This window comes from Wenyingzhuangia sp. 2_MG-2023, from assembly GCF_030548295.1.
Taxonomy (GTDB): domain Bacteria; phylum Bacteroidota; class Bacteroidia; order Flavobacteriales; family Flavobacteriaceae; genus Wenyingzhuangia.
Genome location: NZ_JAUOSB010000009.1, coordinates 32,383 through 57,098 on the forward strand (window position 1 = coordinate 32,383; position 24,716 = coordinate 57,098).

The following is a 24,716-nucleotide window of genomic DNA, read 5'->3' on the forward strand; positions in this document are numbered from 1 at the left end:
AGTTAATCAAAAAAACACTTTAGAATTCTAAACATCTGTTATTTAACTACTTTACAAACCCTAATTCCTTCTGTTTCTTCTTAGAAAAACTAGCCACAACCAAATCGTAAGAATGATCTACCCACTTTTTTAAATCATGACTAGACATATCATCTTCTAACAAAATGGTATTCCAATGTTTTTTGCTCATATGATATCCTGGAGCCACTGCATTGTAATTTTCTCTTAATACTAAAGCTTGTTCTGGATCGCATTTTAAATTTACAGCATGCGGTAGTTTATCCAACCCTGTCAATGCAAACATTTTATCAACCACTTTAAAAACCAACGTAGATTCATCAAAAGGAAAACTTTCTGTAACGTGTAATTTTAAAAGACAATACATTCTTAAATCTTCTATATTCATATTTTATTTAAATTTATAGTTCCTTATAAAACCGGACAAGAGATCTTATTCTATTTTGTAAGTTTACAATTAAAACTAAGATTTTTATGAGTTTTACCATCAATCCATACAATCAAGACAAGATAAATCAATATTCTTTCTTATCAAATAAAGAATTGGAATTAGAACTTAATTTCATCAATCATAGTTACGACCAATGGAAACAAACATCAAATTCAAAGAAACAGAAATTAGGTTTAAAACTTGGTCAATTATTGATCAACGAAAAAGAAGCTTTGGCCACATTAGTGAGTACTGAAATGGGAAAACCTATTAAAGAAGCTATTGCAGAAGTAGAAAAATGCAAAACTTTAATAGATTATTTTACTCAGAATTTTGAAACTTTTTTAAGTGATGTAACCATAGACGAAAACACTTATATTCACTATACACCTACAGGTGCTGTTTTTGGAATTATGCCATGGAATTTCCCTCTTTGGCAAGTATTCCGATTTGTATTCCCAAACATTATGGCCGGAAATGTAAGCATTTTAAAACATGCCCCAAACACTTTTGGTTGTGGAGAATTTCTTCAAGAATTATTTTTAGAAGCAGGTTTCCCAAAGCATGTCTTTACCAACGTAATTGTAGACATTGCCCAAGTAGAACAAATCGTAGCGCATTCCGTAGTGCAAGGGGTTTGTGTTACCGGAAGTGCCAAAGCTGGTAGTTCCGTGGCAAGTTTAGCAGGCAAGTATTTAAAAAAATCTGTATTAGAATTAGGAGGTACAGATGCTTGTGTTTTGTTGAACGATGCAGATTTTGAAACAGCTCTAACCGCCACCTTTAATTCTAGAATGGCAAATGCAGGACAAGTATGTATTGCTCCTAAAAGGATTTTTATTCCCCACGGCAAGCTAAATGATGTAGTTGATGTATTTAAAACTAAAATTGATGAATTGATTTTAGGAAACCCTTTAGATCTCAAAACAACTATGGGTCCCATTTCTAAAGCAGAATTTTTACCCATTCTAAAAGATCAAGTAGAGAAAGCTGTTGATTTAGGAGCTCAACTATTAACTGGAGGAAACATAAAATCACCTTTTTTTGAACCTACAATCTTGATTTTAAACACTGATAATGAAATTTTAAAAGAAGAGATTTTTGGACCTGTAATCTGTTTGATTCCCTACAAAGACGAAACCACTTTGCTCAAAGATATTAACAACACAGACTATGGTTTGGGTACTGCTATTTGGTCACGTGATATTTTAAAAGCAAAAAACTGGGCTGCTCAAATTGAAACAGGCTATGTAAGTATCAATAAAATTGTAAAATCTGATGTAAAATATCCTTTTGGAGGTATTAAAAAATCAGGATACGGAAAGGAATTAGGAGAAGACGGATTTAAGACTTTTTTAAATGCAAAAACAATTGCTTTGTAAAAAACAGTAAATCTATTGTTTTAAACCCAAAACAATTCAGAGGCAATTCCATCAGCTAAGAACTTACCTTTCTGAGTGGTTTTTAGCTGATTTTTTTCAATTTCTAATGTTCCCTGTTTTAAAAAAGGAAGTATTTGATTTTTTAAAACAGCCAATGTTTCAACACCAAAATCTTGTTCAACTTTAGCAAAAGAAACACCCCATATAGTTCGCAAACCTGTCATGATATATTCGTTATATCGATCTTTTATAGACAAAATTTCTTGAGTTGACGGCAATCTATTTTCCGATAAAGCTTTTATATATTTTACATTATTCGCCACATTCCAACTCCTTACACTCCCTCTATAACTATGTGCAGATGGTCCAAACCCTAAATAAAATTTACCCAACCAATAAGACGTATTGTGCTTAGAGTAAAAATCAGGTTTTCCAAAATTTGAAATTTCGTAATGATCAAAGCCTGCCTGTTGTAGTTCTGCCACTAAAACATCAAAATGAGAAGCTGCTAAATTTTCATCTAAAGCCGGATATTTTCCCTCTTTGATAAAATGATGCAATGCTGTTCCTTCTTCCACCGTTAAAGCATAAGAAGAGATATGATCAACTCCAAAACTCAAAGCTTCTTTTATATTTTGTTTCCATTCTTCTACGGACAAACCTGGAATTCCGTACATCAAATCAATAGTAATATTGTCAAAATATTGAGTAGCAGTTTTTAAAGATTGTTTTACTTCTTGTGCCGAGTGTGCTCTATTCATCATTTGCAATTCCTTATCACCAAAAGATTGCACACCAATACTCAACCTATTAATTTCTGTAGTGGCTAATTCTTTTATTTTTTCATCAGACAAATCATCTGGATTGGCTTCTAAGGTAATTTCTGGCAAAACAATAACATCGTAATGGCTTCTTATAATTGCAATGATGGATTTAATTTCATCAACCTCTAAAATACTTGGAGTTCCTCCACCAAAATAAATGGTTTCAACAATAATATTTTTAAACTCATCAGCTCTTAAAACAATTTCTTGCTCTAAAGCAGTTAAAAAAGAAGTTTTGTGTTTTAACGAAGTGGAAAAGTGAAAATCACAATAATGACACGCTTTTTTACAAAACGGAATGTGTAGATACAAACCTGCCATTTTATTTTACAATTTTACTTTCGTTCTGACTTACAAAACTTGCCCAACCTGTATAGTTCTTTCCTCCTACTTTTACTCCGCTGTTAAAATAGTGGCAGACAGCAGCAGCCAATCCATCAGTAGCATCTAAATTTTTAGGCAGCGTTTTTAAATCTAACAAACTTTTAAGCATTAAAGCCACTTGTTCTTTACTTGCATTTCCGTTTCCGGTAATGGCCATTTTTATTTTTTTGGGCAAATATTCCGTTACAGGAATGTCTCTAGACAAAGCCGCAGCCATGGCAACTCCTTGTGCTCTTCCTAATTTCAGCATAGATTGTACGTTTTTGCCGTAAAAAGGAGCTTCAATAGCCAATTCATCAGGATGATAGGTATCTATTAATTCAATGGTACGTTCAAAAATCAATTTAAGTTTTACATAAGGATCCCTGTATTTACTCAACAGCAATTCGTTCATTTGAACAAATTCCATTTTTTTACCTACAACCTTGATTACCCCAAACCCCATAATAGTGGTTCCTGGATCTATTCCTAATATGATTCTTTCTAATGCCAATACTTGTGGTTTAAGGATGATAACGAAGGTAGTGAAAAGTAAAAGATTAGAATTCGATTCTAAGTTCCAAACAAAGTCTTTACTTCCCAAAAAATTGAGAGACCAAAGTATCTGCATTTTTCAACAAATACAAGACAACAAACAATACAACTACAAGTACAATTACTCTAACTCGATTCGGTTTTTTCCTTTTCGTTCTTGAAAACTCAGTCATGGAATTATTTTTTAGTTCCTCTTAACATTTCTCTTTTACCCGGAGGCCCAGGCAGTCTTTCTATTTGAAAACCTACGGTCTGCATTGCTCTACGCACGCTTCCTTTAGCAGCATATGTTACTATTTTACCTTCTGGCTTTAATGCTTTGAACATCAGCTCAAAAATTTCTTCTGTCCACAGTTCAGGTTGTACCCTTGCTCCAAAAGCATCAAAATAAATCAAATCATAAGTTTCAACATCTTGAAGGTTGTGAAAAAACATCTGACGTTTGGTTAAGGAAAAATTCCCCGTAACTTGCTGTGGTTTGTTCCACGGAGTAAGATGCATTTCCTCAAATTTGTGTGACATATTTCTGGTATCCAATTCTGATACATAATTCAATGCCAACAATTCATCTTCTCTTACAGGATAAGCCTCAATCCCTACATAATCCACCTTACGTTGGTCTTTTGCTGTCTCTAACAACGTGATAAAAGCATTTAAGCCTGTACCAAAACCAATTTCTAAAATAGAAAAATCATCTTTTTCTGTTGCTTTGTATCCATGTTCTATAAATACATGGTAAGCCTCCTGAATAGCTCCATGGGTGGAATGATAGCTCTCATTCCAGCTAGGTAGATGTATGGTGGTAGACCCATCAGAAGTTATGATAATTTTTCTTTTCAAAACTGTTCGTTTGTTTTGGCAAATATAGGTATTATTATAGTTTGTTAAAAAGTGTTTTTATAGCAATGATTACAATTTTTATATTTACTTTTGTCTCTACATTATATATTTTTTACAAACGAAATCATGGGAATAAACAACCAGAACATCACGATTAACAAGTCTACTACCTCTAAGATCAATGAGGTAGATTTTAGCAATTTATCGTTTGGAGAAAACTTTACAGATCACATGTTTGAATGTGATTATATAGATGGAAAATGGACAAATGCACAAATCAGGCCTTATGGTCCCATTTCTCTAGATCCATCTGCTAAAGTATTTCACTACGGTCAAGCTGTATTTGAAGGTATGAAAGCCTACAAATCATTAGACAACGTCGTCTGGTTATTCAGACCTGAAGAGAACTTTAATCGTTTGAATAAATCTTCTGAACGTTTGGCAATTCCAGCATTCCCTAAAGACTTGTTTTTTGACGGGATGGAATTGTTGTTAAACATTGATAAAGAATGGATTCAAACCACAGAAGGAAGTTCTATGTACATCCGTCCATTTATCATTGCTACAGAACCTGGAGTATCTGCTTCACCGGCAAAGAAATATAAATTTATGTTTATATTGTCTCCTGCTCAAGCATATTACAGCGGTAAAGTAAGCGTATTATTTGCTGATAAATACAGTAGATCTGCTAGTGGAGGTGTAGGATTTGCAAAATGTGCAGGAAACTACGCTGGACAATTTTACCCAACAAAATTGGCAAACGAAGCTGGATATCAACAAGTAGTTTGGACTGATTCTAGTACGCACGAAAATTTAGAAGAAGCAGGAACCATGAACGTTTTCTTTAGAATCAACGATACTTTAGTTACGGCACCAACTTCGGATAGAATTTTAGATGGTATTACTCGTAAAAGTGTACTTGCTATTGCAGAAAGAGAAGGAATCAACGTTGAAGTTAGAAACGTATCTGTTTACGAAATTGAAGAAGCTGCAAAAAACGGAGCATTGTTAGAAATGTTTGGAGCAGGAACAGCAGCTGTTATCAATCCTATTGTAAGTTTTAACTTTAAGGGAACAGATTACAAACTTCCTACATTAGAAAACGGTTATGCATCTCAAATTAAAAAGATGATTACAGACATTCAAACAGGGAAAGCAGAAGATACTTTCGGTTGGAAATATGCTGTTAGATCTATCTAAATAAGAACGACATAAAATCAAAAGAGCCTACTTAGGCTCTTTTTTTGTAAATTTGTACCTTAAAATTATTCCTATGGATACTTTAGCCCAAGCAAAAGAAAACTTAAATAATAAAGGTTTTTTAGATATCGAAACAAAAGATGCGACAGATTATGTGGCTGAAATCAATCGATTGAAAAAAGAGAAAAATGCTGTTATTTTAGCGCATTACTACCAAGAAGAAGCCATTCAAGACATTGCTGATTTTGTAGGAGATAGTTTACAATTGGCACAAGAAGCTGCTAAAACTAGTGCCGATATCATTGTGTTTGCAGGAGTGCATTTTATGGCAGAAACTGCTAAAATTTTAAATCCAAAGAAAAAAGTTTTGCTACCCGATTTAAAAGCGGGTTGTTCTTTAGCGGACTCTTGTCCTCCTGAGGATTTTAAAAAATTCAAAGAAAAATATCCCGATCACAAAGTAGTTACCTACATCAACTGTTCTGCAGAAATAAAAACGATGAGTGATATTGTTTGTACATCATCCAATGCTGTAAAAATCATCAACTCGTTTCCTATAGATCAGAAAATAATTTTTGCTCCTGATAAAAACTTAGGAGACTATTTAAACAAACAAACAGGTAGAAATATGGTTTTGTGGGACGGTGCTTGCATGGTACACGAAGCTTTTTCTATTGAAAAATTGTTAGATATTGCCGCAGATCACCCAGATGCAGAAATTATAGCACATCCCGAATCTCCATCACATATTTTAAAAACAGCTAGTTATATTGGATCTACAGCTGGATTGTTAAAATACGCTAGAGAAAGTAAAAACAATAAATTTATTGTAGCTACAGAAGCTGGTATATTGCACGAAATGATAAAACAAGTACCTGAAAAAACGTTGATTCCTGCTCCTGCAGAAGAAGACAACACTTGTGCTTGTAGTGAATGTTTTTACATGAGAATGAACACCATGAAAAAACTATTTTTGTGCTTAGAACATGAATTACCAGCCATTGAAGTACCTGAAAAATTGGCTGCAGATGCATTAATTCCTATCGAAAGAATGTTAGAGCTTTCTAAATAATTGTATGATTAAAAAAACTGATTTTTTAGTAATTGGATCTGGAATTGCAGGTCTTTCTTACGCTTTAAAAGTAGCTAGCCGTCATAAAAATGCTTCCGTAACACTTGTAACCAAAGCAGAAAAAGAAGAAAGTAATACCAAATATGCACAAGGAGGTATTGCTACGGTTACCAATACAAATACAGATTCTTTTGAACAACACATTCAAGATACTTTAATAGCAGGTGATGGTTTGTGTGACGAAGAAGTAGTTAGAATGGTAGTTGAAGAAGCCCCAGAACGTTTGGATGAATTGATTGCCTGGGGAGCACAATTTGACAAAACTACAAAAGGTGATTACAGCTTAGGAAGAGAAGGTGGACATTCTCAAAACAGAATATTACACCATAAAGACATTACAGGTTATGAAATTGCACGTGCACTGCTTCAAAAGGTAGAAGGCACTGAGAACATCACTTTGTTAGAAAATCATTTTACAATAGATTTTATTACAGACCATCATATTTTAAGAGCTCAAGGTCACGAAAAAACAGTAACTCATAGAGATCATATTACTTGTTATGGTGCTTATGTTTTGGATGAAATAACCCAAGAAATAAAAACGATACAAGCTAAAATTACTTTACTAGCTGCTGGTGGAAGTGGTCAAGTTTATAGAACAACTACAAACCCTAAAATAGCAACTGGTGATGGAATTGCCATGGCATATAGAGCAAAAGCCAAAGTTCAAGATATTGAATTCATTCAATTTCACCCAACTGCTTTGCATCAGGAACCTGGACAATCTCCCGCATTTTTAATTACCGAAGCCGTAAGAGGTGAAGGAGGAATTCTTAGAAATGTAAACGGAGAGCGTTTTATGGAAAAATACGACGATCGTTTGGAATTAGCTCCAAGAGACATTGTTGCAAGAGCCATTGACACCGAATTAAAAATTACAGGAGAAGATTTTGCGTACTTAGACTGTACGCATATTGATCCAGATCACTTTTTGAATCACTTTCCCAACATCACTCAAAAATGTAAATCTTTAGGAATTGATGTTCATAAGGACTACATTCCCATCACCCCAGCTGCTCATTATATTTGTGGAGGAATTGCAGTGGATAAAAATGGACAAACCTCTATTGAAAACTTGTATGCTTGTGGAGAATGTTCTAGAACAGGATTACACGGTGCCAATAGACTTGCTTCAAATTCATTGATAGAAGCTGTTGTGTATGCACATAGAAGTTCTGTACATGCTTCATCTATTTTAGACAAATTAACGTTTAGAAATGATATTCCTGCATGGGATGACACCAACACTTCTCAAAATAAAGAACATATTTTAATTACACACGATAGAAGAGACATTCAGAAAATAATGAGTAATTACGTCGGGATCGTACGCTCAGACATCCGTTTACAGAAAGCTGCCAACAGATTGGAAATATTGTACCAAGAAAACAAAGAATTGTACCGAACGGCAAAACTTTCTGCTCCTATTTGTGAATTGAGAAACTTGATTACCAATGCATATCTTATCATTCAATCTTCTATAGATCGTAAAGAAAACAAAGGAGGTTTTTACAACCAAGATTGTGTAAAATAAAAAACTAAAGTTATTTGTTTTTTTATCTCAAATCAAATAGACTTTAGCCACACAAACAAAAAGAGCAACCCACATGGTTGCTCTTTTTGTTTTATTGAATATCTGGTTGCTTGATCTTGGCATCCCAACTTTTCAATTGTTTTTTTATTTCATTGGTTACTTCTTCATCTTCTCTAATATACCAACTTACAGATTTGTAGGTAGTGGTTCCATCGTTAGAATAATGGAAAAACACAATGGTATTAACCAACGGATATTTTTCATGAAAATCATGAAATGCATCACCAAACCATTCTGCTCTATTTCCACCTGGTTTTAAAGAACCAAACTCTGCAATCATAATTGGCTTGTTAAAAAAGGCCAAATCTTTGTAAAAATTACCAAAAATCTGTTTGAAAGACCACCATTTACTCCATCCTGTACTAGTACCGTAATTCAATGCTCCTGTTGCTACTACATCTACATACTCGTCTCCAGGATAGTATTCTTTAAATTTTCCATAAGCCAAATGCGGACTCCAAACCCAAATTACATTTTTCACTCCTTCTTTATCAAATACATCATGTACATGCTTCCATGCATCAATGTATTCAGACGGATCGCTATTTTGAGGTCCCCACGGATAACGATAAGGGTCATTCATCTCATGCCCTAATCTTAAATAAACAGGATGTTCTACTTTTTTAACGTCATTAGCCCATTCCTTCAAGAAAGAATCATAATATCCATTTGCAATTGTTGTCATTCCATGCTTATCTCTCTGATCTACTTCATCAATTTTTGGAAAATTTTCTTGTGTAAATTTATTCAACCAAGGCTCCCAAGTTATCATTGGAATAGAACCAATTCTATAAATGGCATCAATTTCATTTTCAGGAAACTTGTGCTCTGGCTTTTCTCCCCAAGCTTTGTAAATATGAATGATGGGGAATGTTAATGCTAAAGAATCTTCTAACTTAAAAATATTCTCATACGATTCTCTTTGACTATCATCTGAAGCACCAAAAAGTATGATTTTAGAATTGATCAAAGAATCTTTATTTTTTCTTTGATTTTCAAACCATGTCAATTTATCTTCTCTTAGCACTTCTCTTTCTTCTAAGATAACTCTATGTTCTAGGCTTTGAACTAAATCACTTGCATTCTCTAACAATGCTCCTATGGGTCCTTTGGATCTTTTGCTGATAGCAGCCAGTCCATAAACCACAAAATAACCCAATACCAAAGCGATGATTACGTAAAAAAGTCGAGAGAATTTTTTGAATACTGACATACTTAAGAATGATTTATTACGGCTTCTATACCTTGTTCTATACTTGTTGTAGGCTCAAAACCTATTCTTTGTTTTATTTTTGAATTGTCTCCAATCATTTCCCAAACCTCATTATTTCTATAAGGAATTGCTCCTAAAATAATTTTAGCTTTGGTCTTCATTGTTGCATTTACAGCTGTTGCTAATTGACTTAACTTTGTTCCTTGCCCGCTACATACATTCATTGTTTCTCCATAAGAATCTGTATTCTCAGCAGTCATCAACAAGGCATTCACCACATCTCCAACGTATAAAAAGTCACGAACTTGTTCTCCTTTAGTCATCAGAAAATCTTCTCCTCTTTTTAAGGATTGTATCATTTGTGGAATGAAAAATTCTTCAGGCATGTATTCTCCATAAAAATTAAACACTCTTAAATTGGTAAATTTTTTACCATGATTGTTACAATACGTCTGAATTAAAGTTTCTGCATTAGTCTTACTCAAAGAATAAGGAGAAACAGGCATGGGAATTTGATTTTCATGAAAAGGAGACACATTATTTCCGTAAACTTCACTAGACGAAGTAAAAATAAAATGAGCGTTCAACGATTCCAAAGATTTCAATACATTTAAAGTCCCCTGCACATTTATTTCTGCCATTTTCTGAAAAATAGAAAAATCTCTGTCTCTACTAATATTAGCAGCCAAATGATAGACAACATCAGGTTTTATTTTTTGAATTACTTGGTTTGTTTCATTGTAATTGGTGATGTCTACAGGAAATTCAGTATCACTTTCTGTGCAATTTCTTGACATTACAAACACTTGAGCTTCCTTAGTTTTTAAAGCGTTTACCAAAAAACGTCCTAAATAACCATGACCACCTATTACTAAAACTCTTTTATTTTTTAAACTTATAATGCCCATAAAATTTTTGCTGCCTTTGCATCCGATACATAATCTGTCAAATCTGTAAAAGACAAAATCTGATCTTTTTCGTAATACTCTTTGTACCAATTGATGGTTTTATCAATGGTTTTATCTATTCCCCAAACAGCTTTCCATTTCAATACTTTGTTTGCTTTGGAACAATCCAACATTAACAAATTTGCTTCATGATGTTCATCCGTATTTTTACCAAACTCCACTTGAATGTTGTTCCAATATTCATGAGACAACTTTACAATATCTCCAACTTGTAAATTGCTGTGATTGTCTGGACCAAAATTCCATCCTTCTGCAACAGAAACGTCTTCTTTTAACAACCTCCATCCCAACGTTAAATAACCACTTAAAGGCTCTAAAACATGTTGCCAAGGTCTGGTTGCTTTTGGATTTCTAATCAACACAGCATCACCAATTGACGTTGCTTTCACAATATCTGGAATCAATCTATCTACAGCCCAATCACCACCACCTATTACATTTCCTGCACGACCACTTCCTAACAAAACTTGATGTTTCTTACCAAAATCATTGTTATTAAAATAAGAATTTCTATACGATGATGTTAACAATTCTGAACAACCTTTAGAAGCACTGTACGGATCGTATCCCCCCATCGGTTCATTTTCTCTATATCCCCAATTCCATTCTTTATTTTCATAACACTTGTCACTAGTAACATTTACAACTGCCTTTACAGAAGGTGTTTTTCTACATGCTTCGTACACATTTAAAGTTCCCATTACATTGGTAGAAAAAGTCTCAACCGGATCTTCATAAGAAGGTCTTACCAAAGCTTGTGCTGCCAAATGAAAAACAATGTCTGGTTGTACTTCATCAAAATAATTTTGTAAAACATCTGCATCTCTAATATCTCCAATCTTATCAACAATATTTAAACTCAACAAATCTAAATGATTCTTTTCATCTTTGTTTTTTAAAGAATATCCATAAACATTAGCTCCCATTTGCTCTAACCAAAGAGCCAACCAAGATCCTTTAAAACCTGTGTGACCTGTTAAAAGAACATTTTTTCCTTTGTATACACCTTCAAAAAGAGATTCAAAATTTACCATATTTTCCATAACGCTTCGTTTTTCTTCCACATTTCATTCAACTCTAAATTGTCTTTCAAAGTATCCATAGGTTTCCAAAAACCATAGTGTTTATAAGCAAACAGTTCTCCGTCTTTGGCTAAATTTTCCAAAGGTTCGTTTTCCCATATAGTTTCAAATCCGTTGGTGATGTAATCAAACACTTTAGGTTCACAAACAAAAAAACCAATATTGATCCATCGTCCGTCTCCTTTAGGTTTTTCTATAAATTCAGTAATGTTTCCACTTTCATCATCCATAGAAACCCCTCCAAAACGTCCACTTGGTTGATACGTAGACATGGTTGCAGATTTACCGTGGCTTTTATGAAAATCCACCAATTTTTGAATGTCAATATTCCCAACACCATCTCCATAAGAAAGCATAAAAGTTTCATCTCCAACAACTTCTTTTGCCTGTAAAACTCTACCGCCTGTCATGCTATGTAACCCTGTGTTTAGCAACGTTATTTTCCAAGGTTCAGATGAATTGTTCAATATTTTCATTTCATTATTCGTCAAATCAATAGTCACATCACTATTGTGAAGAAAATAATTCGCAAAATATTCTTTAATCACATGTCCTTTATATCCTAAAAGCACTACAAATTCATGAAATCCATATGTGGAATACAACTTCATAATGTGCCACAGTACGGGTTCACCACCAATTGGAATCATTGGTTTAGGTATTTTGTTTGTGGCTTCACTAAAACGAGATCCAAATCCACCTGCGAGTAATAGTACTTTCATATATTTTAGTTTTTCTTTTTAATATTTATTTTTTTATCCGAAGATATATTTATTCTGTTCCAAGCATTCTCTGCTTTGATGTACATAGACTGATAAGCCGCCCCTATTCCACCAATAGATTGTACGAGTGCAATCATTGAAAAACCAATCATAGCCCACGTTCTTTCTGCTGTAAATATCAGTTCGCTTTCTGAAATATAATACCTTCTTTCCACATAAACTCCAATTAGCATCAATAAAAACAAGACACAATACATCAATAATGGCTTTACAAAGGGATTCATAAAACCTTTAACAGCAATTTTAGCTGTAGGAATGTAAGGTATTTTTTTATTGATCAATGTTAGATAAAATGCATAGGCAAATACAGGCCAGCATGAATATTTTAACACCATACCTCTCCAATGAAATCCTTTTTCTGTTTTTCTATCACATAAAAATCGTTGGGCATACGCATAAATCAACACTGCAATTAACAAGACAATGGATCCATGTATAAAAAACTCTGTAAAATCCATAATAGCTGGAGTAATCTTTGTTACAAAAAACAGCAAAGGAATGAATATAAAAAAAGCAGTAATGGCCCCAAACAAATAGTAAGTTCCAATAGACAAATAAGTTATTTTTTGCCAAAAGGTCAAATCCTTTAAGACATTTGGCATTTCATCAAACAACAATTCAAAAACACCTCGTGCCCACTTTAATTGTTGTTTGCAAAAAGAAGCAAAATCTTCTGGAACCAAACCGCGACTTACAATAACAGGATTGTAGACAGATTTCCATCCTTTTGCATGAATTCTTATTGATGTTTGTAAATCTTCTGCCAAACCTTGAGCATGGCCTCCAATACTTTCCAAAGCCTCTCTTCTAAATGTGCAATTGGCACCAATGGCTACTGCACCACCATATCCATACAACCCCATTTGTGTAGGTCCGTAAAAAGTATATGTTTGTTCTGCAGCTCCTTTTGCGGTAAAAGAACGATACATATTGTAATAACCTTGACTCACTTGTACAAAACCAATACTTTTATCTTTAAAAAAGCCTAAGGTTTGATCTAAAAAATTTGGAAAAACAATGTGATCAGGATCTAATATTAAAATAAACTCTTCTTTTGTTCTCTTTAATGTTTCGTTAATTTTTCCTGCTTTGGCTCCTGGCAAATTGGCCAAATCTAACCAAACAACTCCATACTCTTCTGCCAACTTTCTAAATGCAATATCTTCAGTACTATCTAACAAATAAGTGGTATGTGGATAGTTTAAATTCTGTAAGGCTTTGAACGTGTTTTCAAACATTGATAAAGGTTCTCCAGGAGCAGAAGTTGTGTATACAGCTACACTCATATTTTCTTCTGGAACAGGAACTTCATCTGGTTTTTTAATTCGTAGATAATTTACCCAAATCAACACCACTCTTACGATTCCGTACCAAAAGAAAAGACTCAAAACAATAAACAAAAATAGATTTGAAATATGCTCTCCTTTAAACCACCACTCTGCTAGATTAAGAATACTTAATACACCTGCAAATGTCAGTCCTAAAAAAACAACTTTATCTAAGCCAGTTACTTTTTTTGCTTCCTTAAACTCCCATAAATCGTTTCGCAATCTTGAATCCATTAAAATCTATAATTCACTCCAAAGTTTATATTATCTCTACTATAAAAAAACGTTTCTTGATATGTATAAGTTCCTTTAACAGAAAGTTTTTCGTTGATATCGTATTTAATAAAGACTGATGATTCTGAAGGATAAAAAATTGTTTTTTCATCTGGAAAATCTAATACTATAGAAGTTCCATCAGAATAAAGATAAGGACTTAATGCTTTCGCTTTTACGGCATAATTGGTTGCCCCTCCTATTTCCAAAAAGCGAAACATCTGATAATTAAACTTTAATAAAAAAGAATTTGATTCTAATTCTTTAGGTGTAAAATAAGGATCGTAAATACCTACTATTGCATCACTAGTACTATTTTCTTCATCTTCTACAAAAAAGACATTTTCAGAATCAGAATAACCAAAACTATACCCAAATTGAATGGCTACGTTAGATATTTTTATGGGTTGTGTTATGATCCAAAAAACTAAATTTTTAATGGTATTATTATCAAACAATTGTTGATTGTAAGTAAGGTTTGTTAGCAATAATTTATTGCTGTAATCTAAAGCTCCAGAAACAGTAGTTTCTGTAATATTTGTAGTTGTGCTAGCTATTGTTCCTAGTACAGGATGTATGTTGTACCCAAGAGTCACTTTGGTATTGAACGGAAGTTTTTTAGCTACAGTCACTCCTCCTATAAAACCACTCCCCTCTGTATTACCATATGTTCCCAATGCTGCTATTACAGACAAATCGATACTCGAAAAATAAAACTGGTTGCTTACTTTTGCTATCAAAGCTGTAGCACTGGGAGTAAAGCTATAATTTTCTATTTCTAATTTAGGATTAAGATACATAGACTTATAAATTCCAGCTTCTGCCTTTTGAGCCGAATATTCTAAAGGCTGTGTATCTGTTTGCATTTCATAACTCGCTTTTATATAAAAAGCAGTTTCCCTAGATATTTTTGCAGACAATTCATCCAATTTGTCAGAATTAGGAAATTCACTTCTAAAGTCTTTAATCAATCGCTTGCTATTGCTAATATCTCCTTGCCAATAATTGATATTTGCCAACATCACCAAACCTTCTGCTTTTGATGCTGGATCTAAATTTTTCAATCCGTAAATTAAATCTTCAGCTTTGTTTATTTTTCCTCTTTCGTAAAGTTTTCTAGCATAGTCCAATTTGATATTGTTGTCTTTAGATGATAACAATATAGCTCTTTCATAAGATTCTGATGAAGCTGTGTAATTTTTATTTAAATGTAACACATAAGCATATAGCCAATTAATTTGAGCATCTTTTTCATGTCCTACTATATATTCTGACATTCTTTTTTTGGCTTTCACATATTCCTTTTTTTCAATTAAGGAATGAATTCCCAAAAGCACTCTTTGATCTTTTGTATCTAAAGATTGCTGTATGCTCTGAAGCACCATTACTTTGTCTTTCTCTTGAGAAGAAACAAATAGAGATATCATCATCATTAATATTCCCAATATAACCTGTCTAGATTTCATTTCTCTTAATTTACTTTTCTCTTAAAAAACATTTACAACCAGTAACAACATCAGTCTCATTAGAAGCTTTCAAAACACAATTAACATATGTCATTCACCCAACAAATATATAAATCTTTTTATCAGAAGTTAGTACAAATACCAAGAGTTGTGTTAAACTTCCATTAAATAAAACCAAAGCTATCAAAGAGCAGAATATCAGATGATTTACAACATTTTAAAAGACTAAAAATCTCAATTCTCAATAAAAAAAACGAAACTGTACTACAAATTATTTGGTATAAACTCTATTTTCTTGTTCCGCTACTCTTATAAAAGTTGTTCTTTTGGTCAATTCTTTCAACCGTTGAGCACCTACATACGTACAGGTACTTCTAATTCCTCCTAAAATATCTTGAACCGTTTTTAACACTCCTCCTTTGTAAGGAACTTGAACGGCTTTTCCTTCACTTGCCCTGTACTCTGCAACACCGCCTACATGTTTCTCCATTGCTCTTTCAGAACTCATCCCATAGAACTCCTTATATTTTTCTCCGTTTTTTTCAACAAGTTGCCCTCCACTTTCATCATGACCTGCCAGCATTCCACCAAGCATTACAAAATCTGCACCTGCCCCAAAGGCTTTGGCTACATCTCCTGGAACAGCACAACCTCCGTCACTAATTATCTGCCCTCCTAAACCATGAGCAGCATCTGCGCATTCTATAATTGCAGACAATTGCGGATAACCTACTCCTGTTTTCACCCTTGTGGTACATACAGAACCTGGACCTATTCCTACCTTGATGATATCAGCTCCAGAAAGCAACAACTCCTCTACCATTTCCCCAGTAACTACATTACCTGCTATAATTACTTTGTCTGGATATTTATTTCTAGTTTCTTGTACAAAATTTACAAAATATTCAGAATATCCATTTGCAACATCAATGCAAATAAATTTTAAATCAGCATTCAGTTTCAAAACATGTTCTAATTTCTCAGCATCTAACTTTCCTGTGCCAGTACTAACAGCAATGTATTCAATAATATCTTTGGGAGAACTTTCTAAAAAATCTTTCCATTCTTCTATAGAATAATGTTTGTGTATTGCTGTAAATATTTTTTGCTGAGACAAAGCCAATGCCATTTCAAAAGTACCAACAGTATCCATATTTGCTGCCATAACCGGAACTCCTTTCCATGTTGCTGTGCTGTGTAAAAACTTAAACTCACGTTCCAAATCTACTTGAGCCCTACTTTTTAATGTAGATCTTTTAGGTCTAATCATTACATCTTTAAAACCTAACTTAATATCATATTCTATACGCATATACTACACATTTATGGTTACTCTTAAAAATACATCTTCTGACAAAAGAACCTGTCTAGAAAGCTTAAATTCTATCCACAACTTATCAACAACATTTTAAAATTTCATATCTTAAATTTTTATTTTCCCCTATGAAAGATTTACTAGAAAAAATCCACAAATGCACATTATGTTCACCTTACCTCAGCAACGGTGTTCGTCCTGTTTTAACAGCTAGTTTAGACAGTAAAATTGTCATCATTGGCCAAGCACCTGGAAGCATTGTTCACAATACGGGAATTCCTTGGGATGATAAAAGTGGAGAACGATTAAGAAACTGGCTAGATATTGACAAAAAAACCTTTTACGATTCCGAAATTTTCGCCATCATTCCTATGGGATTTTGTTACCCTGGAAAAGGAAAAACAGGAGATTTACCTCCTAGAAAAGAATGTGCTCCTACATGGCATTCTTTACTTTTTGAACAGCTAAAAAATGTTGAACTCATTCTTTTAATCGGTCATTATGCTCAAAATTATTACTTGACCAACGCTAAAAAAACATTAACCGAAACTGTAAAAAATTACCAAGAATATACACCCAAGTACATCGTACTACCACATCCTTCTCCTAGAAATAATATTTGGTTAAAAAAGAACGATTGGTTTGAAAAAGACAATCTTTTTTATTTAAGAAACCGCATTCAACAAATTATAAAAACTACTCAAAAATGAAAAAACATCAACAAACTGCCTACGCAATATTACGCATAACTATGGGTGTTAATTTTTTAGCACACGGATTGGTTAGACTACCAAAATTGAATAGTTTTAGAGACTGGATGCTCAATGCTTTTTCTAAAAGTATTCTTCCCGATTGGTCTGTATATGCGTGGGCAAGTGTACTCCCTTTTCTAGAATTCGCTATTGGTTTTTTGTTAATTATAGGATGGCAAACCTTTAGAGCAACCCTAGCTGGTGCTTTGATTATTATAATTCTAATTTTTGGTTCTTGTATGGTAGAAAACTGGGATTGGGCTGCTACACAAATGGTTTATGCACTCTTTTTCTATTTTCTAATTAGCCATATAGAAAACAATAGTTTTGCTATAGACACTAAAAAATAAGCAAAAAAAATCCCGAGTAAAAACTCGGGATTTATATATATAACTAATTATTTTAATTCTCTTCGTAAACTCCCATGTTTGCATATTTCTCAATACGCTCATTTACCATAATACTTTCTTCTTTACTCAATAACTCTTTTAATGAATTTAAAATAGTTTCTCTTACAGTATTAAAAGTCGTTTCTCTGTCAGAATGCGCTCCCCCTAAAGGTTCTGGAATTACTCCATCAACCAATTTTAAAGCACTCATATCTTTAGAAGTCAATTTTAAAGCTGCTGCTGCTTTCTCTTTGTATTCCCAAGATCTCCATAAAATAGACGAACAGTTTTCAGGAGAAATTACAGAGTACCAAGAATTTTCCATCATTAACACTCTATCTCCAACTCCAATCCCTAAGGCTCCTCCAGAAGCTCCTTCTCCAATAATAACTGTGATAATAGGTGTTTTTAACACACACATTTCAAAAATATTACGAGCAATAGCTTCTCCTTGACCACGTTCTTCAGCTTCCAAACCAGGATATGCTCCAGGAGTATCTACAAACGTTACAACAGGAATCCCAAACTTCTCAGCCATACGCATCAAACGTAGTGCTTTACGATATCCTTCTGGATTGGCCATTCCAAAGTTTCTGTATTGACGCATTTTAGTATTGATACCTTTTTGCTGTCCTATAAACATAAAACTCTGATCTCCAATTTTACCTAAACCACCAACAATCGCTTTGTCATCTTTTACAGTTCTGTCACCATGCAACTCCATAAAAGTATCACCCGCCAATGCTTTGATATAATCTAATGTATAAGGTCTATTAGGATGTCTTGACAACTGAACTCTTTGCCAAGGCGTTAAATTTCCGTAAATATCTTTTTTAAGATTGATGATTTTATCTTCAATCTCTTTGCATGTATTTGTTACATCTACTTCACTTTCCTCACCAATTGTAGCGCATTTTTGTAATTGTTCTTCTAACTCCTTTATCGGCAATTCAAAATCCAAGTATTCCATCGTTATAAATTTTGGCTGAAGGCAAATATACTAACTTCGATTAATTAAGTATTGGTTTTATTTAATTTTTAATTAACAATAACCCTTGACTAAATTTTACTTAGGCAGAAAATTCTGTAATTTTGAATTTCAAACAAATTTTTCTTTATGAGTTTTTTCGATAAAAAAATAAAACCTTCTGAGCTTTTTCCTCCTGGATTTGTAGACATTCACTCACACTTACTACCAGGAATAGATGATGGAGCCAAAAATATTGAAACCTCTATAGAAATCATTCAGAAAATGCAGGCCTTAGGAATTTCTAATTTTAGAACAACTCCACACGTTTTAGGAGGTGTTTGGGAAAATAGTTCTACCACTATCAAAGAAAAAGAAGCCTTATTAAAGGCTGAATTGAAAGCAAAAGGAATGGATTCTATTCAACTTTATGCTTCGGCAGAATACATGATGGATGATTATTTTTACAATTTATTAATGAAAAACGACATCATCCCTCTAAAGGACAACTACCTACTTGTAGAAATGTCGTTTCTAAACCCTCCTTTTAACTTGTCTGATATTATTTTTCAGATTCAGGTAAAAGGTTACAAGCCTGTTTTGGCTCATCCTGAACGATATATTTATTATCATGATGATTTTTCTAAATATGAAAAATTAATAGCTGCTGGTTGTTTGTTTCAACTGAATCTATATGCCTTGGCCAATCATTACGGAAAAGGAGTTACAAAAGTAGCAATGCAACTCTTAAAAAAAGGAATGTATACTTATGTAGGAACTGATACTCATCACTTGAGACATTTGTATGCTATTGAAAAAATAGCTACTCAAAAAAACAAAAAACTATTATCTCCTCTTTTTGAAAACACTATTAGAGATTTTTCTTTTTAAACAAAAATACCCCCAAAATAGAAATTTCTATTTTGGGGGTATCTAAAATTATCCTTTCTTAATTTTAAATACTATTCTTAAGATTGATAACTTCTTGAGCAGTTAAATGTCTGTAATGACCTCTTGGCAAATCTCTTTTGGTCAATTCCGCAAAAATGACTCTATCTAATTTTACAACAGTATAACCAAAATGAGCAAAAATCTTACGAACGATTCTATTACGTCCTGAGTGAATTTCAATTCCTACCTCATTCTTAGATTGTCCTTGTACATAAGAAACATCATCTACCCAAACTTTTTTACCTTCAATTTCAGGCCCTTCAGCAATGGCTTGTAAATCTTTCAATGCTATTTTTTTATCTAAAGTAGCATGGTACAATTTACGTTTGTTGTGTTTTGGATGTGTCAATTGTTTTGCCAATTCACCATCATTGGTAAACAATAACAAACCAGTAGTATCTCTATCCAAACGTCCTACAGGGTAAATACGTTCTTTACAAGCTTTGTTCACAATTTCCATCACCGTTTTTCTACCACGCTCATCTTCCATTGTAGTGATGTAATTCTTAGGTTTGTTCAAAAGCACGTATCTTTTGGTCTCTGGATTGATCAATACATTGTCAAAACGAACCTCATCCGTTGGTTGAACTCTATATCCCATTTCTGTGATAATCTTACCATTTACAGTCGCACTTCCTGTTTGAATATAGGTATCTGCATCTCTACGAGAACAAATTCCTGCATTGGAAATATATTTGTTCAAACGAATTCCTGTTTGAGTCGTAGGATTGCTAGGCACAACTGCTTTTTTAGGTGCTGATCCACTAACATTGTATGGCTTTTTTTTAGAAAATGGTTTTGCTCCATTTTTCGAAGATTTTTCGGCCTCTTCTTTGGGTTTTGAAAACGTATTCTTTTTAGAAAATTTAGAAGTTCCAAAAGATTTTCCCTTACCTCCTTGCGCTTGTTGTCGTCTTCCCGACGAGTGATTACTTTTATTCATTTTATAAATAATTATTGAGCAGCAAAATTACGAAACAATCTTCAATAAAATATTATATCCTAACTTCTTTTAAGATTCTGATTAACAAGACCGAAGTATCAATAAAACAAAGACTAAACACCCCTATTACCAACACAATTCTAATTAAATTGTGCAATAAGAAATAATCTCTATTCTGTTTGGCTCTAAAAAGGAAAAAAACAAATACTGGAATCCACACAAAACTTGTGAAAAAATAATACCTCATCAATCCTACTTCTGGCAAGCTTAACAAATAGTAAGTGGGAATACTCAACAAACTTAAAAAAACACAAATACTGTTTTTTATTTTGCGTTCTCCATACCTTAAAACCAAAGTTTTTCTATTCATTAAAACAGCTCCTTTTGCTCTTTCAAAATCTTTGATTAGTTCTTTTAGAACCACCAACAAATACAAATAAACTCCGTGTGTAATAATCAATCCAGAAATATTCTCGTAATAAACAAAAATCACAAAAAACGGAAGTAAATCTAAAATAGTAACTGCCAAAACCCTAACAACTGGGTCTTTTTGAAGTTTATGAGAATACAACCAAATAAGAAAAATATACGATGAAAAAAAAACTGCTGCTTTCCAAGAAACAAATATCCCCAGAACAAATGCAATAAAATTTAATGTAAAATAAGTATGCAACTTGGTTTTTTGACTGATCCAATTCCCAATTTTAGTCTTTACAGGCTTGTTGATTGCATCAATATTTGCATCGTAAAAGTCATTGATAATATAGCCTGCAGAAACCACGCAAATAGTTGCCAACACCACCAAATGCAAATGCCAATCTAACAAGGTTTCTTTTAACGTAGCTTCAACATCAAACACAAAAACAGCTGACAAATACTGAGCAATGGTTAACAATATTACATTGTAACCCCTTACCACAGAAAACAACCCTAAAAATTTATGCTTTTTTGTTGCCGCCATCTATAGCTATCAATTTTTATTAGAATCTATAAACCAACTCTAACTCATGACCTACTAAAGATGCTTTTGCTTTTTCAAAATCTGGTGCAAACCCTAAAATATAACCTCCACCACCAGAACCACAAAGTTTGAGATAGTAGTCATTAGATTCAATTCCTTTTTTCCACAAAGAATGAAATTGATTTGGAATCATCGGTTTGAAATTTTCCAACACTACTTTAGATAATTTTTTCACATTTCCAAACAAAGATTTTGCGTTTCCATGTAAAAAATCATCAACACAAGCATCTGAATAAATAACAAACTCATTGCTTAACATTTTACGAAAACCTTCATTTTTCATTTTCTCCATAAAAATGTTCACCATCGGTTGTGTTTCTCCAATCATTTTAGAATCTAATAAAAACACAGCTCCTTTTCCATTTTGCTGGTAGGGAATTCCTACAGATTCTATATCATTTTTTGATTGAATTAAAATTGGCAAACTTAAATAACTATTTAATGGATCCAAACCAGAACTAGTTCCATGGAAATAAGATTCCATCAATCCAAAAACAGTTTTTAATTTTAAAAGTTTTTCTTTGGTTAGGTTTTCTAAAACTGTGATTTTGTCTTGAGCGTATTTATCATACACAGCAGCAACAATTGCACCTGAACTCCCTACACCATATCCTTGAGGAATGCTAGAATCAAAATACATTCCATCAGCAATATCTTGCTCTAATTGCTCCAAATTAAAACGAACAATATCCGTTTTTAATCCTTTTAAATAGGCTAAGTAATCCGCTAAATATCCATTAGATTTTAAAGCAATTCCCTCTAAGACTTCAGCTTGTTTAAAAGCTCCTTTGTATGAATTGTAAGGAATGGCCAAGCCTTTGGAATCTTTGATAATTCCATATTCTCCAAACAACAGTATTTTGGCATAAAACAGAGGTCCTTTCATAAGCTTATAATCTTAACTAATGCAAAGATAGAAATATTTACGGCTTGTCAACTAACATTTTAGCTCCCATTCCCACCTGATCGTGGATAAACTCACCATTTTTACAAAACACCGCTAATTCTTTAGAAATAAATTGTTGAACGGTTTCTTTTTCTGCTTCAGGATACAGCAAATGAACATTGGCTCCTGCATCTAACGTAAAACACAATTTGCTATCAGTATCCTTTCTATACTTCCATACTTTATTGATTACTTCTAAAGTATTTGGTTTCATCAATATAAAATAAGGTTGGCTTGTCATCATCATTGCATGCAATGTCAATGCTTCACTCTCTACCAAAGTAATAAAAGCATCAATTTCTCCTGTTGTAAAAATGTTCTTTATACTACTGATATTTTCTTGAGCCTGTGCAAAACGTTGTGTTGCAAAAGGATGTCCATGCATCAACCCGTGTCCAACAGTACTACTCACTTGTTTTTCACCTTTATCTACCAACAAAATAGTGTCTTGGTAATTTTTAAAAACCGGAGCTACCTCATCCAAAAACTCAACACCATACAAATCTGAACTTCCTTTAATTTCAGGATGTTCTCCCCATACAACCATCTCTCCCTTTACACTTCTACAAGCGCTCCCAGAACCTAAACGAGCTAAAAAAGAAGCTTTTTGATAAAAAAATTCTTCTGTTAAGTCTGGAGTTAATTCTTTTTCCAAACTCATCAAACACATCGCAATGGCACTCATTCCACTTGCGGATGAAGCAATTCCACTACTGTGAGGAAAAGAATTAGAAGATTCAATGGTAAAGTAATAGTCTTTCAAAAAAGGAACATAAACTTCTATTCTCTTAAAAAACGTTTCTATTTTAGGCTTAAAAGCTTCGTTCTTTTTTCCTTCAAAAATTACATCAAAGTCAAAACCATCTTGCTTATTTTCTCTTTTTTTATATTGCAACGTAGTTGTAGTACAACAGTTGGACAATGTAAAACTAATGGATGTGTTTTCTGGCAACTGAGGTTCTCTTTTACCCCAATATTTTACCAAAGCAATATTGCTAGGTGTTTGCCAAGTAACTTGACCCGACTCTTTAAAAATCTCTATTTTTTGTGGAATAAAACTTTGCTCCATATCCATGTTTTCAATTTGCTACAAATATAGTTTTATGTTGTCTACTTGAAAAATTTAAAGAACATCTATTGCAATTTGGATGTTTGATAAATTATATTTGCGTTATGAGAAAACTAAAACTAATTTGGGATTTTAGAGGTGTTACTGGTTTAGGAACCGCAAAACACCATTGTATTCATCTGAAAGAATTTGCGGAAGCAGAAAAACTAAATTACCACCTAATTGATCATTCTGAAGTGAATGAAATGTGGGCTACAGCTTTTATTGTAGTTGACGAAACCGACATGAAAACCTACAGAGATGCTTTAAAACCTCACAGGGGTGAAGTGTTTGAAGACATTTCTAATCAATTGTAATTTGATATTCTTTTAGCAAACCAGAAACTGAATTCAACGAAAATTTAGCTCCTTTGATAAAATTATTTTCTGGGGAAAATTCATAGTTTTCAGAAGTTCTAAAATCTGATTTCTCTAACAATGTTTGTTCAAAAGTAGCTGTTGAAAAATCACAAGCTGAAAAAACAGCATTGGTCAAATCGGCTTCAGAAAAATCTACTCCTATCAATTTGGTATCTTGAAAACGAGTGTTTTTCATTTTTACTTGATAAAAAGAAGAATGATTCAACTGACATCCTTCAAAACCTACAGAAAAACCAAACGTATTGCATTCATGAAAAAGGATTCCCAACATTTTGCAATTTTGAAAGGTTACATTCTGAAAAGAGGCATCTCTTACCTTTGCATTACTCAAATTACAATCTACAAACTCACAGTCTAAAAACAGTGCTTTGGATAACGAAGCATTTGTAAAATCTATATTTACAAACGTACATTGCTCGTATTCCCCTTTGGGAAACTCCTTTTCTGTGTAGTTTTGATTCTTAAAAACCTGTTCATCAAAATAAGCATCCATT

Annotated in this window: 25 protein-coding genes; 8 read left to right on the plus strand and 17 right to left on the minus strand. The window is 33.2% G+C overall.

What is annotated here, in order from left to right:
• Positions 1 to 46 precede the first annotated feature (46 nt).
• Complete coding sequence (locus tag Q4548_RS10860) at positions 47 to 406, minus strand: MmcQ/YjbR family DNA-binding protein (RefSeq protein ID WP_303454824.1); 360 nt, start codon at positions 404 to 406, stop codon at positions 47 to 49.
• A gap of 86 nt (positions 407 to 492) precedes the next feature.
• On the opposite strand from Q4548_RS10860, the gene Q4548_RS10865 reads away from it, so the two are divergent.
• Positions 493 to 1,830, plus strand: a complete 1,338-nt coding sequence (locus Q4548_RS10865) for an aldehyde dehydrogenase family protein (RefSeq protein WP_303454826.1) — start codon at positions 493 to 495, stop codon at positions 1,828 to 1,830.
• A gap of 20 nt (positions 1,831 to 1,850) precedes the next feature.
• On the opposite strand, the gene hemW is transcribed toward Q4548_RS10865, so the two are convergent.
• The 3 genes from hemW to mnmD all read right to left on the minus strand — a co-directional run bounded on the left by hemW (position 1,851) and on the right by mnmD (position 4,412).
• A complete protein-coding gene (gene hemW, locus Q4548_RS10870; protein ID WP_303454832.1) occupies positions 1,851 to 2,975 on the minus strand; it encodes a radical SAM family heme chaperone HemW in 1,125 nt (374 codons plus the stop codon).
• Between the two features lies 1 nt (position 2,976).
• Positions 2,977 to 3,531 carry a crossover junction endodeoxyribonuclease RuvC gene (ruvC, locus tag Q4548_RS10875; protein ID WP_303454834.1) on the minus strand — a complete coding sequence of 185 codons (555 nt, stop codon included), beginning with the start codon at positions 3,529 to 3,531 and terminating at the stop codon, positions 2,977 to 2,979.
• 218 nt (positions 3,532 to 3,749) lie between these two features.
• On the minus strand, positions 3,750 to 4,412 hold the full coding sequence (gene mnmD, locus Q4548_RS10880; RefSeq protein ID WP_303454836.1) for a tRNA (5-methylaminomethyl-2-thiouridine)(34)-methyltransferase MnmD: 663 nt from the start codon (positions 4,410 to 4,412) through the stop codon (positions 3,750 to 3,752).
• Positions 4,413 to 4,538: 126 nt separating this feature from the next.
• Between mnmD and Q4548_RS10885 the strand changes: the two genes are divergently transcribed.
• The 3 genes from Q4548_RS10885 (at position 4,539) to nadB (ending at position 8,278) form a co-directional block, all read left to right on the plus strand.
• Positions 4,539 to 5,612 carry a branched-chain amino acid aminotransferase gene (locus tag Q4548_RS10885; protein ID WP_303454838.1) on the plus strand — a complete coding sequence of 358 codons (1,074 nt, stop codon included), beginning with the start codon at positions 4,539 to 4,541 and terminating at the stop codon, positions 5,610 to 5,612.
• Between the two features lie 73 nt (positions 5,613 to 5,685).
• The gene (gene nadA / locus Q4548_RS10890) at positions 5,686 to 6,684 is read left to right on the plus strand and encodes a quinolinate synthase NadA (protein WP_303454840.1); all 999 of its coding nucleotides are present in this window, start codon (positions 5,686 to 5,688) and stop codon (positions 6,682 to 6,684) included.
• Positions 6,685 to 6,688: 4 nt separating this feature from the next.
• Entirely contained in the window at positions 6,689 to 8,278 is a 1,590-nt protein-coding gene (gene nadB / locus Q4548_RS10895; RefSeq protein ID WP_303454843.1) for an L-aspartate oxidase, read from the plus strand.
• 91 nt (positions 8,279 to 8,369) lie between these two features.
• Here the strand turns inward: nadB and Q4548_RS10900 are convergent, their stop codons facing one another.
• From Q4548_RS10900 to Q4548_RS10930, 7 genes are all read right to left on the minus strand, one after another.
• Positions 8,370 to 9,551: a glycoside hydrolase family 26 protein gene (locus Q4548_RS10900; RefSeq protein ID WP_303454845.1), complete on the minus strand. Its 1,182-nt coding sequence runs from the start codon at positions 9,549 to 9,551 to the stop codon at positions 8,370 to 8,372.
• Positions 9,552 to 9,553: 2 nt separating this feature from the next.
• Positions 9,554 to 10,459, minus strand: a complete 906-nt coding sequence (locus Q4548_RS10905; protein WP_303454847.1) for an NAD(P)-dependent oxidoreductase — start codon at positions 10,457 to 10,459, stop codon at positions 9,554 to 9,556.
• Positions 10,447 to 11,562, minus strand: coding sequence for a CDP-glucose 4,6-dehydratase (gene rfbG / locus Q4548_RS10910; RefSeq protein WP_303454850.1), 1,116 nt, complete (start codon positions 11,560 to 11,562; stop codon positions 10,447 to 10,449). The genes Q4548_RS10905 and rfbG overlap by 13 nt, the downstream gene beginning before the upstream one ends.
• Entirely contained in the window at positions 11,547 to 12,323 is a 777-nt protein-coding gene (rfbF, locus tag Q4548_RS10915) for a glucose-1-phosphate cytidylyltransferase (protein ID WP_303454853.1), read from the minus strand. Before rfbF ends, rfbG begins: the two co-directional genes overlap by 16 nt.
• A gap of 5 nt (positions 12,324 to 12,328) precedes the next feature.
• A complete protein-coding gene (locus Q4548_RS10920) occupies positions 12,329 to 13,945 on the minus strand; it encodes a glycosyltransferase family 2 protein (protein WP_303454856.1) in 1,617 nt (538 codons plus the stop codon).
• Positions 13,945 to 15,450 (minus strand): hypothetical protein, encoded by a 1,506-nt coding sequence (locus Q4548_RS10925; protein ID WP_303454858.1) that lies wholly within the window; start codon positions 15,448 to 15,450, stop codon positions 13,945 to 13,947. Before Q4548_RS10925 ends, Q4548_RS10920 begins: the two co-directional genes overlap by 1 nt.
• 271 nt (positions 15,451 to 15,721) lie before the next feature.
• Entirely contained in the window at positions 15,722 to 16,762 is a 1,041-nt protein-coding gene (locus Q4548_RS10930) for a GMP reductase (protein WP_303454861.1), read from the minus strand.
• A gap of 131 nt (positions 16,763 to 16,893) precedes the next feature.
• On the opposite strand from Q4548_RS10930, the gene Q4548_RS10935 reads away from it, so the two are divergent.
• Positions 16,894 to 17,475: a uracil-DNA glycosylase family protein gene (locus Q4548_RS10935; RefSeq protein ID WP_303454863.1), complete on the plus strand. Its 582-nt coding sequence runs from the start codon at positions 16,894 to 16,896 to the stop codon at positions 17,473 to 17,475.
• Entirely contained in the window at positions 17,472 to 17,867 is a 396-nt protein-coding gene (locus tag Q4548_RS10940; RefSeq protein WP_303454865.1) for a DoxX family membrane protein, read from the plus strand. The genes Q4548_RS10935 and Q4548_RS10940 overlap by 4 nt, the downstream gene beginning before the upstream one ends.
• 52 nt (positions 17,868 to 17,919) lie before the next feature.
• Here the strand turns inward: Q4548_RS10940 and Q4548_RS10945 are convergent, their stop codons facing one another.
• A complete protein-coding gene (locus Q4548_RS10945) occupies positions 17,920 to 18,876 on the minus strand; it encodes an acetyl-CoA carboxylase carboxyltransferase subunit alpha (protein ID WP_303454867.1) in 957 nt (318 codons plus the stop codon).
• A 147-nt stretch (positions 18,877 to 19,023) separates the two neighbouring features.
• Between Q4548_RS10945 and Q4548_RS10950 the strand changes: the two genes are divergently transcribed.
• Positions 19,024 to 19,764 (plus strand): tyrosine-protein phosphatase, encoded by a 741-nt coding sequence (locus Q4548_RS10950; protein ID WP_303454870.1) that lies wholly within the window; start codon positions 19,024 to 19,026, stop codon positions 19,762 to 19,764.
• 64 nt (positions 19,765 to 19,828) lie between these two features.
• On the opposite strand, the gene Q4548_RS10955 is transcribed toward Q4548_RS10950, so the two are convergent.
• Genes Q4548_RS10955 through Q4548_RS10970 form a run of 4 tightly spaced genes read right to left on the minus strand, consistent with a single transcriptional unit; the run spans position 19,829 to position 23,803 of the window.
• Positions 19,829 to 20,767 (minus strand): pseudouridine synthase, encoded by a 939-nt coding sequence (locus tag Q4548_RS10955; protein ID WP_303454873.1) that lies wholly within the window; start codon positions 20,765 to 20,767, stop codon positions 19,829 to 19,831.
• A 52-nt stretch (positions 20,768 to 20,819) separates the two neighbouring features.
• Positions 20,820 to 21,728: a geranylgeranylglycerol-phosphate geranylgeranyltransferase gene (locus Q4548_RS10960; protein ID WP_303454875.1), complete on the minus strand. Its 909-nt coding sequence runs from the start codon at positions 21,726 to 21,728 to the stop codon at positions 20,820 to 20,822.
• Between the two features lie 19 nt (positions 21,729 to 21,747).
• The gene (locus tag Q4548_RS10965) at positions 21,748 to 22,674 is read right to left on the minus strand and encodes a mevalonate kinase (protein ID WP_303454877.1); all 927 of its coding nucleotides are present in this window, start codon (positions 22,672 to 22,674) and stop codon (positions 21,748 to 21,750) included.
• Positions 22,675 to 22,711: 37 nt separating this feature from the next.
• A complete protein-coding gene (locus Q4548_RS10970; protein ID WP_408068634.1) occupies positions 22,712 to 23,803 on the minus strand; it encodes a diphosphomevalonate/mevalonate 3,5-bisphosphate decarboxylase family protein in 1,092 nt (363 codons plus the stop codon).
• A gap of 104 nt (positions 23,804 to 23,907) precedes the next feature.
• Between Q4548_RS10970 and Q4548_RS10975 the strand changes: the two genes are divergently transcribed.
• Positions 23,908 to 24,159, plus strand: a complete 252-nt coding sequence (locus Q4548_RS10975; protein ID WP_303454885.1) for a hypothetical protein — start codon at positions 23,908 to 23,910, stop codon at positions 24,157 to 24,159.
• Here the strand turns inward: Q4548_RS10975 and Q4548_RS10980 are convergent.
• On the minus strand, positions 24,146 to 24,715 hold the full coding sequence (locus tag Q4548_RS10980) for a pentapeptide repeat-containing protein (RefSeq protein ID WP_303454887.1): 570 nt from the start codon (positions 24,713 to 24,715) through the stop codon (positions 24,146 to 24,148). The genes Q4548_RS10975 and Q4548_RS10980 overlap by 14 nt on opposite strands.
• Position 24,716: the final 1 nt, after the last annotated feature.